This window comes from Amycolatopsis taiwanensis DSM 45107 (genome assembly GCF_000519205.1).
GTDB lineage: Bacteria > Actinomycetota > Actinomycetes > Mycobacteriales > Pseudonocardiaceae > Amycolatopsis_E > Amycolatopsis_E taiwanensis.
Genome location: NZ_JAFB01000024.1, coordinates 142,749 through 157,816, shown reverse-complemented (window position 1 = coordinate 157,816; position 15,068 = coordinate 142,749). Strand labels below are relative to the sequence as shown.

At 69.4% G+C, this 15,068-nt stretch carries 14 protein-coding genes; 8 read left to right on the top strand and 6 right to left on the bottom strand.

Annotated features, from left to right (window positions below; all coding sequences use genetic code 11):
- Positions 1 to 33: 33 nt before the first annotated feature.
- Positions 34 to 948 (bottom strand): SDR family oxidoreductase, encoded by a 915-nt coding sequence (locus tag A3CU_RS0119795; protein ID WP_027943778.1) that lies wholly within the window; start codon positions 946 to 948, stop codon positions 34 to 36.
- Positions 945 to 1,733 carry an SDR family oxidoreductase gene (locus A3CU_RS0119790; RefSeq protein WP_027943777.1) on the bottom strand — a complete coding sequence of 263 codons (789 nt, stop codon included), beginning with the start codon at positions 1,731 to 1,733 and terminating at the stop codon, positions 945 to 947. Before A3CU_RS0119790 ends, A3CU_RS0119795 begins: the two co-directional genes overlap by 4 nt.
- 554 nt (positions 1,734 to 2,287) lie before the next feature.
- Here A3CU_RS0119790 and A3CU_RS0119785 point away from each other — a divergent pair.
- The 3 genes from A3CU_RS0119785 (at position 2,288) to A3CU_RS0119775 (ending at position 5,256) form a co-directional block, all read left to right on the top strand.
- Positions 2,288 to 3,895, top strand: a complete 1,608-nt coding sequence (locus A3CU_RS0119785) for a flavin-containing monooxygenase (RefSeq protein WP_027943776.1) — start codon at positions 2,288 to 2,290, stop codon at positions 3,893 to 3,895.
- 38 nt (positions 3,896 to 3,933) lie between these two features.
- Positions 3,934 to 4,746 (top strand): mycofactocin-coupled SDR family oxidoreductase, encoded by an 813-nt coding sequence (locus tag A3CU_RS0119780; RefSeq protein WP_027943775.1) that lies wholly within the window; start codon positions 3,934 to 3,936, stop codon positions 4,744 to 4,746.
- A 72-nt stretch (positions 4,747 to 4,818) separates the two neighbouring features.
- Entirely contained in the window at positions 4,819 to 5,256 is a 438-nt protein-coding gene (locus A3CU_RS0119775) for a VOC family protein (RefSeq protein WP_027943774.1), read from the top strand.
- Positions 5,257 to 5,298: 42 nt separating this feature from the next.
- Here A3CU_RS0119775 and A3CU_RS0119770 read toward each other — a convergent pair whose 3' ends face one another.
- A complete protein-coding gene (locus A3CU_RS0119770) occupies positions 5,299 to 6,768 on the bottom strand; it encodes an FAD-dependent oxidoreductase (protein ID WP_027943773.1) in 1,470 nt (489 codons plus the stop codon).
- Positions 6,769 to 7,033: 265 nt separating this feature from the next.
- Between A3CU_RS0119770 and A3CU_RS0119765 the strand changes: the two genes are divergently transcribed.
- From A3CU_RS0119765 to A3CU_RS0119750, 4 genes are all read left to right on the top strand, one after another.
- The gene (locus A3CU_RS0119765) at positions 7,034 to 7,834 is read left to right on the top strand and encodes a mycofactocin-coupled SDR family oxidoreductase (protein ID WP_169739660.1); all 801 of its coding nucleotides are present in this window, start codon (positions 7,034 to 7,036) and stop codon (positions 7,832 to 7,834) included.
- 30 nt (positions 7,835 to 7,864) lie between these two features.
- Positions 7,865 to 9,073: a DegT/DnrJ/EryC1/StrS family aminotransferase gene (locus A3CU_RS0119760; RefSeq protein ID WP_043841742.1), complete on the top strand. Its 1,209-nt coding sequence runs from the start codon at positions 7,865 to 7,867 to the stop codon at positions 9,071 to 9,073.
- Between the two features lie 59 nt (positions 9,074 to 9,132).
- Complete coding sequence (locus A3CU_RS0119755) at positions 9,133 to 10,206, top strand: NAD(P)H-dependent flavin oxidoreductase (RefSeq protein WP_027943770.1); 1,074 nt, start codon at positions 9,133 to 9,135, stop codon at positions 10,204 to 10,206.
- Between the two features lie 117 nt (positions 10,207 to 10,323).
- On the top strand, positions 10,324 to 11,232 hold the full coding sequence (locus tag A3CU_RS0119750) for an SDR family NAD(P)-dependent oxidoreductase (protein ID WP_027943769.1): 909 nt from the start codon (positions 10,324 to 10,326) through the stop codon (positions 11,230 to 11,232).
- A 63-nt stretch (positions 11,233 to 11,295) separates the two neighbouring features.
- Here A3CU_RS0119750 and A3CU_RS45605 read toward each other — a convergent pair whose 3' ends face one another.
- Entirely contained in the window at positions 11,296 to 11,748 is a 453-nt protein-coding gene (locus A3CU_RS45605; protein ID WP_043841739.1) for a DUF3224 domain-containing protein, read from the bottom strand.
- 77 nt (positions 11,749 to 11,825) lie between these two features.
- Between A3CU_RS45605 and A3CU_RS49880 the strand changes: the two genes are divergently transcribed.
- Positions 11,826 to 12,485 (top strand): TetR/AcrR family transcriptional regulator, encoded by a 660-nt coding sequence (locus A3CU_RS49880; RefSeq protein WP_052371885.1) that lies wholly within the window; start codon positions 11,826 to 11,828, stop codon positions 12,483 to 12,485.
- Here the strand turns inward: A3CU_RS49880 and A3CU_RS0119735 are convergent.
- Positions 12,471 to 13,223 (bottom strand): ABC transporter ATP-binding protein, encoded by a 753-nt coding sequence (locus tag A3CU_RS0119735; RefSeq protein WP_043841736.1) that lies wholly within the window; start codon positions 13,221 to 13,223, stop codon positions 12,471 to 12,473. The two genes, A3CU_RS49880 and A3CU_RS0119735, sit on opposite strands and share 15 nt — an antisense overlap.
- On the bottom strand, positions 13,220 to 15,067 hold the full coding sequence (locus A3CU_RS45595) for a branched-chain amino acid ABC transporter ATP-binding protein/permease (RefSeq protein ID WP_052371884.1): 1,848 nt from the start codon (positions 15,065 to 15,067) through the stop codon (positions 13,220 to 13,222). Before A3CU_RS45595 ends, A3CU_RS0119735 begins: the two co-directional genes overlap by 4 nt.
- Position 15,068: the final 1 nt, after the last annotated feature.

Sequence of the window (15,068 nt, the reverse complement as noted above, 5' to 3'; positions counted from 1 at the left end):
TCTGCGCCCGTCGAAGAGTTGAGTGCCGCGGCTTCACTTCGTCGCCTCTCCGTAAACAGGTTCCGGCTCGGGCGCCTGGTCGATCAGCTTCGCCACCACCGGCCCGAGCTCGGCGGGATCCCAGCGCTCGCCCTTGTCCATCGACGGCCCGTGCCGCCAGCTCTGCGCGAGCGACACCTTGCCACCCTCCACTTCGAAGATCCGGCCGGTCACCTCCCGCGACTGTTCGCTGCCCAGCCAGACCACCAGCGGGGAGATGTTCTCCGGGGCCATCGCGTCGAATCCCGCCTCCGGCTTGGCCATGGCGTCCGCGAACACCTCTTCGGTCATCCGGGTGCGCGCCGAGGGCGCGATCGCGTTCACGGTCACCCCGTACCGGGCCAGCTCCGCCGCCGCCACCACGGTCAGCCCGGCGATGCCGGCCTTGGCCGCCGAATAGTTCGCCTGCCCCACACTGCCCAGCAGTCCGGCACCAGAGCTCGTGTTGATCACCCTGGCGTCCGGAGTGCGGCCGGCCTTGGCTTCGGCGCGCCAGTACTCGGCGGCATGCCGCAACGGCGCGAAGTGGCCCTTGAGGTGTACGCGGATGACCGCGTCCCACTCGTCCTCGCCGAGGTTCACCAGCATCCGGTCGCGGACGAACCCGGCGTTGTTGACCAGCACATCCAGCCGGCCGAAGTGGTCCAGCGCCGTGGCCACGAGGCCGCGGGCGCCATCGAAGTCGGCGACGTCGTCGGTGTTCGCGACGGCGGTGCCGCCCCGCTTGGCGATCTCGGCGACCACTTCAGCCGCCGGGCCCTCGCCGGTCGTCGAGCCGTCGAGCGCGACTCCGACGTCGTTGACCACCACCCGCGCGCCCTGGGCGGCGAAGGCCAGCGCGTGCGCCCGCCCGATCCCGCGGCCGGCCCCGGTGACCACGACGACCCTGTCCCGGCACAGCTCGCTCACTTGTCCTCCCGTCGGTTGACATCCGTTGCGGAGTGGAACGCGGGAACCTCACCACCGCCGTGCGCGAGCAGCGCGGCGCCCGAGACGTAGGACGCGCGTGGTGAGGCGAGGAACGCGACGCACTCGCCGATCTCCTCCGGCTCGGCCAGCCGTCCGAGCGGGACAGTCTTGCCGACCGCGGCCACGGCCGCCTCGCTGCCGTAGTGCAGGTGGGCCTGCTCGGTGCGGATCAGGCCGCCGAGCACCGCGTTGACCCGGACCTTCGGCGCCCACTCGACCGCGAGGCTGGTGGCGAGGTTGTCCAGGCCCGCCTTCGCCGCCCCGTAGGCCGCGGTGCCCGGGGAGGGACGGACGGCGCTCACGCTGGAGACCATCACGATCGCGCCGCCGCCATCTTGGCGCTGCATCACCGCGTTGGCATGCTGGGCGACCAGCAACGGCGCCAGCAGGTTCAGCTCGACGATCTTGGCGTGGAACCGCGGCGAAGCCTCCGCCGCCGGCACGTAGGGGCTGCCGCCCGCGTTGTTCACGACCACGTCCAGGCGGCCATGACCGGCGACGACCCGCTCGACCAGCTCTTTGACCTGGCCCTCCTCCCGGACGTCGCACGCCAGGAACTCCGCGGCGCGGCCGCCCGCGGTCACCGGCGCCTCCGGCGCGTGCCGCGCACAGGTGACCACCGTGGCACCGTGCGCGAGGAACACCCGGGCGATCCCGGCACCGACACCCCGCACACCACCGGTGACCAGCACCACGGCGCCGTCCAGGCCCAAACCGGCTGTCACACTCGCACCTCCGTCCAGGAACGATCACGGAAAACTTTACCAAGCACTTGCTTGGTCTTCCAGTCAACCCCGCACCCCACCCGGCGTGTCCCCGCCCCAGGCACCCGAGTCCCCGACTCAAGCACCCGAGTTCCGGGTTCAGGCCAGCGTGTCCCCGGTTCAGGCGCGCGAGTTCCCGTCTCAAGCACCCGAGTTCCAGCCCCAGGCACCCGAGTTCCGGGTTCAGGCGCGCGAGTTCCCGATTCAGGCGCGCGTGTCCCCGGTTCAGGCATGCGGGTTCCCGATTCAGGCGCGCGAGTTCCCGTTCCGAAGCCAGAACACAACCTTTGAACCCGGAACGCAGCGTCCTGAACCCGGAACGCAGCGTCTCAAACCGGGAACTCAGCGTCCTGAAGCGGGGACACGGCGGTCTGAAGCGGGGACACGGCGGTCTGAAGCGGGGTTCGGGCGCTGGATGTGGGGGTCTGCGGTGGGGACGCGGAATGGGCGGGATGGGTTTACCAAGCGCTTGCTTTAACCTAGACTCGGTTTCGACCTCGACGTGGAGGTAAGCGATGAGCGAACCGGACCAGGCGGACGTCGTCGTGGTGGGCGCGGGCGCCGCCGGCATGTACATGGTGCACAAGCTCCACTCGATGGGGCTGACCGTGCGATGTTTCGAGGCCGGGGCCGACGTCGGCGGCACCTGGTACTGGAACCGCTATCCCGGTGCCCGCTGCGACGTCGAGAGCATCGACTACTCCTACTCCTTCGATCCCGAGCTGGAACAGGAATGGGACTGGAGCGAACGCTACGCCACTCAGCCGGAGATCTTGCGCTATCTGCATCATGTGGCCGATCGCTACGGCCTGCGCCGGTTCATCACCTTCTCCACCAGGGTCGTCTCCGCTCGGTTCGACGAGCCGGCGGGCCAGTGGCGAGTGCGCACCGACTCCGGCGAGACCGTTTCCGCTCGATTCTGCGTCTTCGCCACCGGATCGCTGTCGGACGTGCGGGTCCCCGGCTTCCCCGGCCTCGACGAGTTCACCGGCTCGTGGTACCACACCGCCCGCTGGCCGCACCGGGAAGTGGACTTCACCGGGCGACGGGTCGGCGTCATCGGCACGGGTTCCTCGGGCATCCAGTGCGCACCGGTGATCGCCCGGCAGGCCGCGCACCTGTACGTGTTCCAGCGCACGGCGAACTTCTCCATTCCGGCTCAGAACCAGCCGCACACCCCGCAGAGCCGGGCCGCCTACAAGGCGACCTACGCCGAACGGCGGCGCAAGTCGCGGGCGAGCGGCGGCGGCTCGCCGCACGAGACGTACCCGAAGAACACGCTGGAGACCACGCCCGAAGAGCGGCGTGCGATCTTCGAGCGGCAGTGGCAGCTCGGCGGGGTCCTGTTCAGCAAGACCTTTCCCGACCAGTTGCGGGACCGTGCCGCCAACGACGAGGCCGTCGCCTTCTTCACCGAGAAGGTGCGGGCGATGGTCGGCGATCCGGCGATCGCGGATCTGCTCCTTCCCAACGACCACCCCATCGGCACGAAGCGGATCTGCACCGACACCGACTATTACCAGACGTTCAACCGGGACAACGTCACTCTGGTCGACGTCCGCTCCGCGCCCATCGAGCGCATAACGCGCGCCGGCATCCGGACGGCCGCGGCCGAGTACGAACTGGACGACATCGTGTTCGCCACCGGCTTCGACGCGATGACCGGGGCGCTGGCGAAGATCGACATCCGGGGCCGCGACGGGCTGGCGTTGCGCGATGCCTGGTCGGCGGGACCGCGAACCTACCTCGGCCTCATGGTGGCGGGCTTTCCCAACATGTTCGTCGTCACCGGGCCGGGCAGTCCGTCCGTACTGGCGAACATGATCCTGGCCGCCGAGCAGCACGTCGAGTGGATCGCCGAGGCCATCGGCCACCTGGACCGCACGGGTCGGTCCACGATCGAGCCGGCCACCCACGCTCAGGATGGCTGGGTCGACTACTGCAACGAGCTTGCCGGGCAAACGCTCTTCCCCGAGGCGAACTCCTGGTATCTGGGCGCCAACGTGCCCGGCAAGCCGCGGGTGTTCATGCCGTTCATCGGCGGGCTCGGCGCGTACCGCGAGATCTGTGCCGAGGTGGCCAGGGACGGCTACCGCGGCTTCGACCTGAAGGAGTCTGTATGAGTAACCCGGTGTCAAGCCGCGGATCCGAAGGAAAACCGTTGAGTGGCAAGGTTGCGTTCATCACCGGAGCGGCCCGCGGGCAGGGCCGCAGCCACGCGGTGCGGCTCGCCGCCGACGGCGCCGACATCATCGCGGTCGACATCTGCAAGCAGATCGACACGGTCGGCTACGCGATGTCCACTTCGGACGATCTGGCGCAGACCGTCGCCGAGGTCGAGGCGCTGGGCCGCCGGATCATCGCCACCGAGGCCGATGTCCGGGACGGTGCCGCCCTGCGCGCCGCGGTCGCCGAGGGGGCGCGTGAGCTCGGCGGGGTGGATATCGTGCTGGCCAACGCCGGTATCGCCCCCGGCGGCGGGTCCGGGAACGAGCCCGAACAGTCCTTTCGGGACATTGTCGAGGTCAATCTCTTCGGGGTGTGGAACACCGTGCACGCCGCCGCGCCACTGATGATCGAGCAGGGCCGCGGCGGCGCGATCGTGCTCACGAGCTCGACACAGGGCCTCACCGGACGAGGCGGTTACGGGGAAGCCGGGCTGGAGGGCTACTGCGCGAGCAAGCACGGCGTCGTCGGTCTCATGCGCACGTTCGCGTACTGGCTCGCCCCGCACAACATCCGCGTGAACACCGTGCATCCGACCGGTGTGAACACCCCGATGGTCGTGAACCAGGCATTGGAGCGGCACATGGCGGACAACCCGGATTTGTCCGCCGGCATGGCCAATCTCATGCCGGTGCCGCTGATCGAGGCCAGCGACGTCACCGAAGCGATCGTGTGGCTGGTGTCCGACGCCGGCCGCTACATCACCGGCGTGACGCTCCCGATCGACGCCGGATTCGCGATCAAGTAACGCCCCAGCGTGGGTGGGTGAGCTCAGGCCCAGCTCCGCCGGATGTCGTACCCCTGGCGGATACTGACCGCCATGAGCGCACCCACTCCCCTGGCCGACGTGATGATCACGCTCGGCGCACGTGACCTGCCCCGGCTCCGGAACTTCTACCGCCGGCTCGGCTGGCCGCAGATCATCGACGAAGACGACTTCGCGGCGTTCGAACTCCGTGGCGTCGTCCTCGCGGTGTTCCCGATCGCTCAACTCGCGCGCGACGGGAACGCCGAACCGGACCCCGGCGGCGGAGGCATCCGCTGCACCGTCGGGATCATGGTCGACACCGCCGAAGAGGTCGACCAGTTGACCGAGCAGATGCGTAAAGCAGGTGCCCGCGTCACCAAGGAGCCCGTCGATGCCGAGTTCTTCGCGGGCCGCTCGGCCTACCTCTGCGATCCAGAAGACAACTATTTCGAGATCACCTGGGCCGAGCCGAACAACCCGATCACAGCACGCCGTGCCGTCCGAGCCTGACCAGGCTCGCCCTGCCAGCAAGCTCACCTTCGGGCGCCGGCGTCATCGCTTCGCCGCGGCCCGGCCGGCCCGGCGGCCGAAGAAGCTCCCGTCGCCAAGGGACGCCCCGCTGGCGTATCCGCCCGCGGCGATGCCGGCCGTCGTCCGGCCCGCGGCGTACAACCCCGGGATCGGTTCACCGTCCACATCGAACACCGCCCCGTCGATGTCGGTGCGCAAGCCGCCCAGGGTGAACCCGGACGTGTGGCCGCGCAGGTCGAACACGCCGTAGGGCGGGCGCAGCGGGCGCACCCAGCGCGCGGCCTTGTGGTGAACGGGATCCTGACCATCCGCGGCATGCCGGTTGTACAGCCCGACGGTCGCCGCCAACATGCCGGCCGGAACGTGCATGGCCGCTTCGAGTTCGGTGAGGTCGTCGCTGACCCAGCGCGGCTGGGGAGCCGGCATCCCCGAAGAAACACGGTTGGCCGCGGCGTCCTCGACGGCCTGCTCATCGGCGACGACGAATCCCTGGCTGTCGTGCCGCAGCATCAGGGCCTGGCCGATCCGGCCGGGATAGGTGTCCTCGTTGATGACGCGCTCGCCTCGCGCATTGACCACGATGCCGCGGATCATCAGCCCCGGATCGGTGTGCACGGCGGCCTCGCACGCCCACATGTTCGCCACGTCCGCGCCGACGGCCTGCGCCGCACGGATCGACTGCCCGTCGTGCTGCTCGACGGCCGACCCCGGCCGTCCGCTGAGCGCGGGCACATGCCGGGCGACCATCTGCGCGTTGAACGCGAAGCTCCCTGCGGCCAGCACCACCCCGCGGCGCGCCCGGATCGCGACCTCTTCGCCGAAGCTGCGCGCGACGATCCCGGCCACCCGGCCGTCCGCGGCCAGAACCAGGCGCTGGAACCGGGTGTTGTACCGCACCCGCGCACCCGACTGCTCGGCGGTCTTGGTCAGCGGCAGCATCAGCATGTAACCGCCGCCGCGCTCGCCGGTGCGTTTGTCCGCCATTTGCGGCAAGTGCCCGCGTGGAGCCGGCTTGACGAGGTCGGCGAACGGATAAGCGTTTTCTCCGCCCGAGTACATCAGGCCCTCGTCGCCCGCGGGTTCCCACGCCGGCCGGTCGAAGAACGCGGCCCGGAACGGCACCCCGCACCGCACCAGCCAGTCGAAATGCTCGACGCTTCGCTCGGCGTAGACCTCGATCTTGGCCTCGTCCAGCCCCGGCCCCATCGCCGCGGACAGGAACGTGTGCATCGCCTCCGGGGTGTCGTCGAAGCCGCATGCCTTCTGCAGCGCGGTGCCGCCGCCCAGGTAGATGAACCCGCCCGCCAGCGCCGCGGCTCCGCCCCAGCCGCCGGTGTGCTCGACGACGAGTACGTCGGCGCCCTCGGCCGCGGCGCCGATCGCGGCCGCCGCCCCGGACACCCCGTACCCGACGACAACGACATCCGCTTCGGCGCTCCACTCGCTCACCTCAGCCGCCGGCCGCGGCTTCGCCGAACCTCCCTCCGACACGACACCCTCCTGTCTTCTGGGGGTGCAACCCCAGACACTCTGCCCTGCGGGGACTCCGCCCCCACACCCCCAACTGGGGGCAAGCCCCCAGACCCCCCTTCACAGTCCACTGTGGCCAGTCCGGCGTGATGCCGCGCCGGGGACTGGTGACGATACGAGCGGCGCGGCGGGCGCGACAGACACGGTCCTGCTCAGTGGGACCGTCGCGTGATTGTTAATCAAGCGCTTGCTACATATGCTGGTGTCCGCCGAAGGGAGCTCGCCGATGAGACTGTCCGGGAAGGTCGCCCTGATCACCGGGGCCGCGCAGAGTCAGGGACGCAGCCACGCGGTGCGCCTGGCCGCCGAAGGCACCGACATCATCGCCGTCGACATCTGCCGCCAGATCGACTTCGTGCCCTACGCCATGGGCACCGAGGAGGGCCTGGCCGAAACGGCCCGGCTGGTCGAAAAGGCGGGACGGCGGGTGTACACCGCGCGGGCAGACGTCCGGGACGCCGAAGGGCTGGCCGCCGCGGTTGAGGAGGGAGTGGCCGAGCTGGGCCGGCTCGACATCGTGTCGGCGAACGCGTCGATCGCCACGGTCCAACCGCACGACGAGATCACCCCCGAGATCTGGCAGACGACGCTGGACATCAACCTCACCGGTGTCTGGCACACCTGCGCCGCGGCGATCCCGCACCTGGTCGCCGCCGGGGGCGGCAGCATCGTCATCACCGGCTCGTCGGCCGCGTTGAAGGGGCTGCCCTTCTATCTGCCCTACGTCGCGGCCAAACACGCTCTGGTGGGGCTGGCGCGGTCGCTGGCGCTGGAACTCGCGGATCGGAACATCCGCGTGAACACGATCCACCCGACCGGGGTCGACACCCCACAGGGACATTCGGCGGTGCTGCCCGAACTTCTGGAAGCCAGGCCCGATCTCGGGCCGTTGTTCATGAACAGCCTGCCCGTGCCGCGGATCGAGGCGATCGACGTCAGCAATGCCCTGGTGTTCCTCGCCTCCGACGAGGCCCGTTACGTCACGGGTGCCGCGTTCCCCATCGACGCCGGCTCGACCATCCGCTGAACGCGACCCGACCCGACAGCAGGAGGAAAAATGGTGGATCGCGTGGTCTACGCGCGCAGCGTGCACGACGAGGCGGAAATCAACGCGGTGCTGGAGGTGCTGCGCGGCGGGCCGCTCGCGTTGAAGATCGGCAAGCACGTCGCCGAGATGGAGCGCCGGGTCGCCGAGCTCTACGGCAAGCGGCTCGGCCTGATGTGCAACTCCGGGTCCTCGGCGATCTATCTGGCCGTCGAGTTGCTGGACCTGCCGAAGGGCGCGGAGGTCATCACCTCACCGCTGACCTTCTCCACGGACGTCTCCCCCATCGTCCGGGCCGGGCTGGTCCCGGTGTTCGTCGACGTCGAGCCCGACACCTACAACGTCGACGTGACCAAGATCGAGGAGATGATCACCGAGAAGACCGGGGCACTGCTGATCCCGAACCTCGCCGGAAACGCGCCCGACTGGGACGTGATCCGCCAGCTCGCCGACCGGTACGGGCTCAAGGTCATCGAGGACTCCTGCGACGCGATCGGCACCACGCTGCGCGGCACGCCGACCGGCCTGCGCAGCGACATCACGGTCACCAGCTTCGCGATGGCGCACGTCATCACGTGTGCCGGCAACGGCGGAATGGTCACGCTCGACGACGAACGCTTGCGCGACAAGGGTTTGATGCTGCGCCGCTGGGGCCGCCGCTCGGAGCCGCACCTGTTCGGATCGGCCGGCACGGGCCGGGTGTTCCGGGAGGACCTCGACGGCGTCGCCTACGACAACGACTTCATCTTCGACGTGCTGCCGTGGAACTTCGAGCCGTCCGAGCTGGGCGCGGCGTTCGGTTTGCAGCAACTGAACAAGCTGGATCGCAACTTCGCCCGCCGCGCGGAGATCTTCGACGCCTACAGCACAGCCTTCGGCGCCTACCCGACCCTGTTCTCGCCGCCGCGCCAGCTGGACGGCTTCCACACCGCGTGGCTGTGCTATCCGGTGCTGGTCAAGCCCGGCGCCGGCTTCGAGCGCAGCGACCTGCAGGAGTCCCTGGAGGCCGCCGGGATCGACACCCGCACGGTCTGGAGCGGCAACGTCACCCGGCACCCGATGATGCGGGGTGTGGAGTTCCGCGTGCCATCCAGTGGGCTGCCGGTGGCCGACGAGGTGTTCCGGCGCGGCATGTCGCTGGGCATGAGCCACGGCACCACCGCCGAGGAACTCGACCACGTCGTGTCGAGCATCCACGCCTTCGCGTCCAAGTACGCATAACCAAGCGCTTGCTAGAATCGGCACACCGACCCAGTCCACGGGGAACAAGGAGGTAACCAGTGAGCCGGTCCCGAGCGGCGGGCCATCCCGCGCTGGCCACGCGCGCCACCGAGTTGTTCGGCGTGGCATACCCGATCGTGCAGACCGGGATGGGCTTCGTCTCCGATGCGAAGCTCACGGCCGCGACGGCACAGGCGGGCGGACTCGGGATCTTGTCCGCGGGGCTGCTGTCCTACGACGAGCTGTCCCGCGAGATCGACGCGATCAAGGCGCTGACGGACCAGCCCTTCGGCGTCAACATCCGTGCCGACCAGCCAGACGTCGCCCGGCGCATCGACCTGCTCGCCAGCAAGGGCGTGCGCGTCGCGTCGTTCGCGCTGGCGCCCCGGCAGGACCTCATCGCCCGCTGCAAGGACGCGGGCCTGGTCGTCATGCCGTCGATCGGAGCGCGGCGTCACGCGGAGAAGGTGGCCGCGTGGGGTGCCGACGCGGTCGTGGTGCAGGGCGGCGAGGGTGGCGGCCACACCGGCCGGGTGCCCACGAGCCTGCTGCTGCCGCAGGTCCGCGACGCGGTCGACATCGTGGTGATCGGCGCGGGCGGCTACTTCGACGGGCGCGGCCTGGTGGCCGCCCTCGCCTACGGCGCGGACGGGATCGCGATGGGCACTCGCTTTCTGCTGACCGCCGAGTCCCCGGTGGCGTCCGCCGTCAAGGACGTGTATCTGGGCAAGTCGGTCGACGACACGGTGGTGACCCGGGAGGTCGACGGGGTGCCGCAACGGGTGCTGCGGGCCGGCACGGTCGATCAACTGGAGCGCACCAAGGCCCCGGCGCGGCTACTGCGCGCGGTCCGCAACGGGATCGCCTTCCAGCGGATGTCCGGCACCCCGTGGCGCGAGATGATCAAGGAAGGCCTCGCTATGCGCAAGGCGCACGGCCTGACCTGGAGCCAGGTGGTGATGGCCGCCAACGCGCCGATGCTGTACCGGTCGGCGCTGCTCGAAGGTCGCACCGACCTGGGCGTCATGGCGACGGGGCAGGTGGTCGGCCTGATCGACGACGTACCCACCTGTGAGGAACTGATCAACCGCATGGTCGGGCAAGCAGTCGAAGTGCTGGCGCGCCTGCGCTGACGCTGTCCACCCGCCGTCCAACCGCACGCGCGACCGGCACCGCGTCTCAAGCGACCAGAGATACTGAGCGCGGTTCGAGCCCGCCGGAGTGTGAGGCACAAGAAGGGAGATCCGCAGATGCCCGCTCTCGCCGATCGTGTGGTGATCGTGACCGGCTCCGGCCGCGGACTGGGGCGCGAACACGCCCGGCTTGCCGCCCGGGAGGGCGCCCGGGTCGTGGTGAACGACATCGGCGCCGGCCCGGACGGGCGCGGGTTCGATCCCGGGATCGCCGAAGCGGTGGCGAAGGAGATCTCCTCCGCTGGTGGGATCGCGGTGGCCAGCGCGGCCGACGTCCGCACCATGCGTGGCGCGACGGAGCTGCTCGACCTCGCGGTGGACACATTCGGCACGGTCCACGGCCTGGTGAACAACGCGGGGATCCTGCGGGACCGGATGTTCGCGAACATGCCCGAGGACGACTGGGACGCCGTCATCGAGGGGCAGCTGAAGGCCACGTTCGCCCCCACCCGGGTCCTGGCCGGGTACTGGCGCGATGCCGCGAAGTCCGGGCGCGAAATCAAGGCTTCGGTCGTCAACGTCCCGTCCACGTCGGGCCTCATCGGCGCGGTGGGCCAGACCAACTACGGCGCCGCGAAGGCGGGGATCGCGGCGCTGACGGTGATCCTGGCGCAGGAACTGTCCCGCTACGGGGTGCGTGTGAACGCGGTGACTCCGGTCGCCCGAACCCGGATGACCGAGAACGTGCCCGGCGTGGCGGAGATGGTGGCCGCACCCGCCGACGCGGACGAGTTCGACGTCTACCACCCCGGCAACGTCTCGCCGCTGGTGGCCTGGCTGCTCAGCGAGGACTGCCCGGACAACGGTGCCGTGTACTACGCCAAGGGCGGAGAGATCCGGCGGTTCGCGGGGTGGAGCTACGAGTGGACCATCGACAAAGGCCGCCGGTGGACCGTGCCCGAGATCGACGCCGAACTGCGCGCCCGGTCCGCGCAAACCGTCAGCGCCGCCGGACCGCACGCATAGCGCTTGAGGTAAGGAAAGGGTGGAAAGTCCGGCTTTCACCAGCCGGCCCACTCTGCGCCGCGGTCACTCGTACCAGTAGGTAAAGCAGTCTGTGGCGTTTGCGTGAATGTCGGCGTCGGCGGCGAGCCGCGTGTCTGCCGTGAAGACGCCGTGACCGCGAAGTCCCGCGAGTTCCCCCGTTGCCGACTGCGGGACGACCTCCCAGCGCCCATGCACCATCCCGTCGACCGAATATCCCTGCGCCGTGAGCACAAAAGAACCGGTCCGCCCGTCAAGCGCGCCGGTGATCCGCTCAACGCCCGTGAAGGTGTGCCGCCCATCCGGGTAAAGAACGCGGACGTGGTCTGCCGTGCCTTCACCGACCAGGCTTCCGGTGAACCGTTCGCGGAGCACATCGGACACCAGGGTGACTCCGCTGTCATCCGGCTCGCTGATGACGAATCGGTCGAAGCCGGTGACCACGACCTTGCTTTCGCCGCTGGACTGCTGATGTCGCGGGCGCTGATTCTCGGTCACGAGTCCTCCTTCGGTTGCGACCCCAAGCCCCGGATATAATCGCGCCAGTCACTGGCACATGTCAATGAGAGGCACTTATGGGCAAGGTCGAGACGCCTGGGCCGGCAGTGGGCCTGCGAGCGCGTAAGAAGGCGATGACCAGGGAGAGCTTGGAGTCGGCCGCACTTCGGATGTTTCTGGATCGCGGCTACGACCAAGTGCGGCTCGAAGACATCTGCGAAGCGTGCACGGTTTCGATACGAACCTACTTCCGCTACTTCACCTCCAAGGAAGACCTCGTGCTCGGCCACCTCCGCGAGCACCTCTCCCTGGCACAAGACCTCTTCGCCCGGCGGCCACCGCAGGAATCGACTCTCACGGCTTTGCACGCGGTGATACGCGAGATCTGCCACGCTTACACGGAGCAGTCGAACCGCGAGTTGGCACGCCTACGCGTCGTTTCCGCCACCCCCGCGCTCGAAGCACCCCTCAACGCTGTGTTCGCGGGATTCGACCAGCTCGTCCGCACGGTTGCCGAAGCGCATCCGCCTGCCGGGCGAGACCCGCAGCACGCCAAGCTTGTCGCAGCGGCGGCGGTTGCCGCGTTTCGCGTCGGCCTGGAAATCTGGGTTGCGACCGAGGCCGGCCCGGACCTGGCCGACCTTGTACTTGACAACCTGGACAAGCTCACAGTCGGAGTATTGGGAGCAGCGACCAGCGAGGAACGACCGCCGGAAAGCCGCTCAGTCCGGTCGTGACTGTGCGCCGGCGCGGCCGAAGTACGCGTCTCGCACCAGGTCGAGGTTCGACACCTCGTCGGCGCGTGCGGTCAGCACCACGCGGCCGATGTCGAGCACCGCGATGTGGTCGGCGACGCCGAGGGCGGCCTCGACCGCCTGCTCCACCAGCAGGATCGCCAGCCCGGTCTCCTTGAGCGCGGCGATTCGCTCCATCACCTCCGCCACCACGACCGGCGCGAGGCCACCGGACGGCTCGTCGAGCAACAGCAGGGACGGCTTCGCCATCAGTGCCTGCCCGATGGCCAGCATCTGCTGCTGGCCGCCCGACATCGCACCGGCCAGCAGTGCGCGCCGCTCGCCGAGGATCGGGAACAGGTCGTAGATCGCGTCCACCGAGCCGCGCAGCTTCGCCCGGCCGAGGCGGCGCGGATAGCCGCCGAGCAACAGGTTCTGTTCCACCGTCAACCGGTGGAAGACTCGCTTGCCTTCCTGGACATAGGCCATTCCCCGGCGCACCCGCACGTGCGGCGCGAGCCGGGAAACGTCTTCACCGGCCAACTCGACGGTGCCGTGCGAGATCTTGTTGAGCCCGGACACCGCGCGCAGCGTGCTCGTCTTGCCCGCGCCGTTGCGTCCCAGCAGGGCGGTCACCTCGCCCGCCCGCACCTCGACCGAGACGTCCCACACGACCCGCAGGTCGCCGTACCCGGTGGCCAGCTCGTGAACCCGCAGCACCGGGCCCGGCTCGGTCGTCATCGCTCCCCCGCCTTCATCGTGTCCATGGCCTTTGAAGACTCAGAAGACTCGGCAGACTCGGTGGAGCGCACGCCGAGGTACTCGTTCAGCACGCGCGGGTCGCGCTCGATGACCTCGGGTGGGCCGGACGCGATCACCTGACCGTGGGCCAGCACGAAGATCTCGTCCGCCAACGCCAGTATCAGGCGGAAATTGTGTTCCACCAGCAGCACGGTGCCGCCCGCGTCGCGGATCCGGCGGATCAGCTCGGCGAGCCGGTCGACTTCGTCTTCGTCCAAACCGGACGCCGCCTCGTCCAGCAGAAGCACCTTCGGCTCCGTCACCAGCGCCCGGGCGACCTCCAGCAGCCGCCGGTTGCCCAGTGGCAGCGACACCGCCTCGGCGTCCCGCAGGTGCGCCAGCCCGACGAGCTCCAGCACTCGCTCGGCTTCGGCGATGTCCGCCGCGCGGATCCGCCGGAACCGGGGCAGCCGCAACACCGCGCCGAGCGTCGATGCCCGATGCGTGCTGTACCGGCCGGACGCGACGGCTTCGGCCACCGTCACCCCGGCGGGCAGGTTGGGCGTCTGGAACGTGCGGGCCACACCTGCCCTGGCGACCCGGTGGGCCGGCAGTCGCTGGATCTGGCCGTCGTCGAGGGCGATCCGGCCCGCGTCGGTGCGGTAGAAACCGGAGATCATGTTCAGCAACGTGGTCTTGCCGGACCCGTTGGGCCCGATCAGCGCGGTAACCCGGCCGGGGGCCGCGGTGATCGACACGTCCCGCAGCGCCTGGTTCCCACCGAACGCCTTGGACAGGCCGGACACCGCCAGCTCGACGCCCCGCAAGGCAGGGACCTCCGGCGGTTCCCCCGGTGGTGCGGCGGTTCGCGAAGGGGCCAGGCCCGCTCTGCGGTCGAGGCGCGTGACCAGACCGCGGAACAGCTGGGCCAGGCCACCGCCGAGCAGCACGCCGCCCAGGATCAGGAACGCGCCGTAGAAGACGAGCGCGTACTGCTGGAACGCCGAGGACTGGTTCGGGCCGAGCTGCATGATCGCGGCGCCGACCGCGGCCCCGTACACGCTGGCCGAACCGCCGAGGATGGACGCGGCGAGCACCGAGGTGGCCAGCGTGAAGGTGAACGTCTCGGGTGAGAGATAGCCGTCCAGGTTGGCGAACAAAGCACCGGCCAGGCCCGCCGGGAACGCACCGAGCGCGTACCCCAGCAGCTTCATCCGGAACACCGAGATGCCGACCGACGAGGCCAGCACCGGGCTCTGCTTGAGGACGCGGAACGCGACACCGTGCCGGGACACGACGATGTTGCGCAGCACCGCGAACCAGACAATGGCCACCACCACGATCACGACGTAATAGCCGTCGGTATCCAGTGGCGCGCCGAACAGGGTCGGGCCTTCGATTCCGCTCAACCCGTTGTGGCCGCCGGTGACGTCCTCGAACATCGCGAGCACGTCGGGCACCAGCAGCACCAGGAAGAACGACGTCATCGCCAGCGACCAGCTGCCCAGCCGCAGGCCAGGGATGCCGGTGAGCACCCCGACCGCCAGCGCCACCAGCCCGGCCACCACCAGTTGCAGCAGGATGTCGGTGTACCCGGCGATGGACAACAATCCCGCGGTGTAGGCGCCGGCCGCGTACATCGCGGCCTGACCGAGCGCGAGTTGCCCCGCGTAGCCGAGCGAGAGGTTCAACCCGCTGACAACCAGCGCGAGAATGCATGCCAGCTGGACCTGCCGTGACGTCGCGAAGTCCAATCCCAGCTGGGGCAGCAACAGCACGACCACCGCGACCACCAGCGGCGGCACCCACGTTGGGACGGCACGAAATGCCCGCCAGACGACCATG

Coding starts and splice junctions, on each gene's coding strand:
- A3CU_RS0119785 (WP_027943776.1), top strand. CDS start 2,288: ATGAGCGAACCGGACCAGGCGGACGTCGTCGTGGTGGGCGCGGGCGCC.
- A3CU_RS0119775 (WP_027943774.1), top strand. CDS start 4,819: ATGAGCGCACCCACTCCCCTGGCCGACGTGATGATCACGCTCGGCGCA.
- A3CU_RS0119765 (WP_169739660.1), top strand. CDS start 7,034: ATGAGACTGTCCGGGAAGGTCGCCCTGATCACCGGGGCCGCGCAGAGT.
- A3CU_RS0119760 (WP_043841742.1), top strand. CDS start 7,865: ATGGTGGATCGCGTGGTCTACGCGCGCAGCGTGCACGACGAGGCGGAA.
- A3CU_RS0119750 (WP_027943769.1), top strand. CDS start 10,324: ATGCCCGCTCTCGCCGATCGTGTGGTGATCGTGACCGGCTCCGGCCGC.
- A3CU_RS49880 (WP_052371885.1), top strand. CDS start 11,826: ATGGGCAAGGTCGAGACGCCTGGGCCGGCAGTGGGCCTGCGAGCGCGT.
- A3CU_RS0119735 (WP_043841736.1), bottom strand. CDS start 13,223: ATGACGACCGAGCCGGGCCCGGTGCTGCGGGTTCACGAGCTGGCCACC.
- A3CU_RS45595 (WP_052371884.1), bottom strand. CDS start 15,067: ATGGTCGTCTGGCGGGCATTTCGTGCCGTCCCAACGTGGGTGCCGCCG.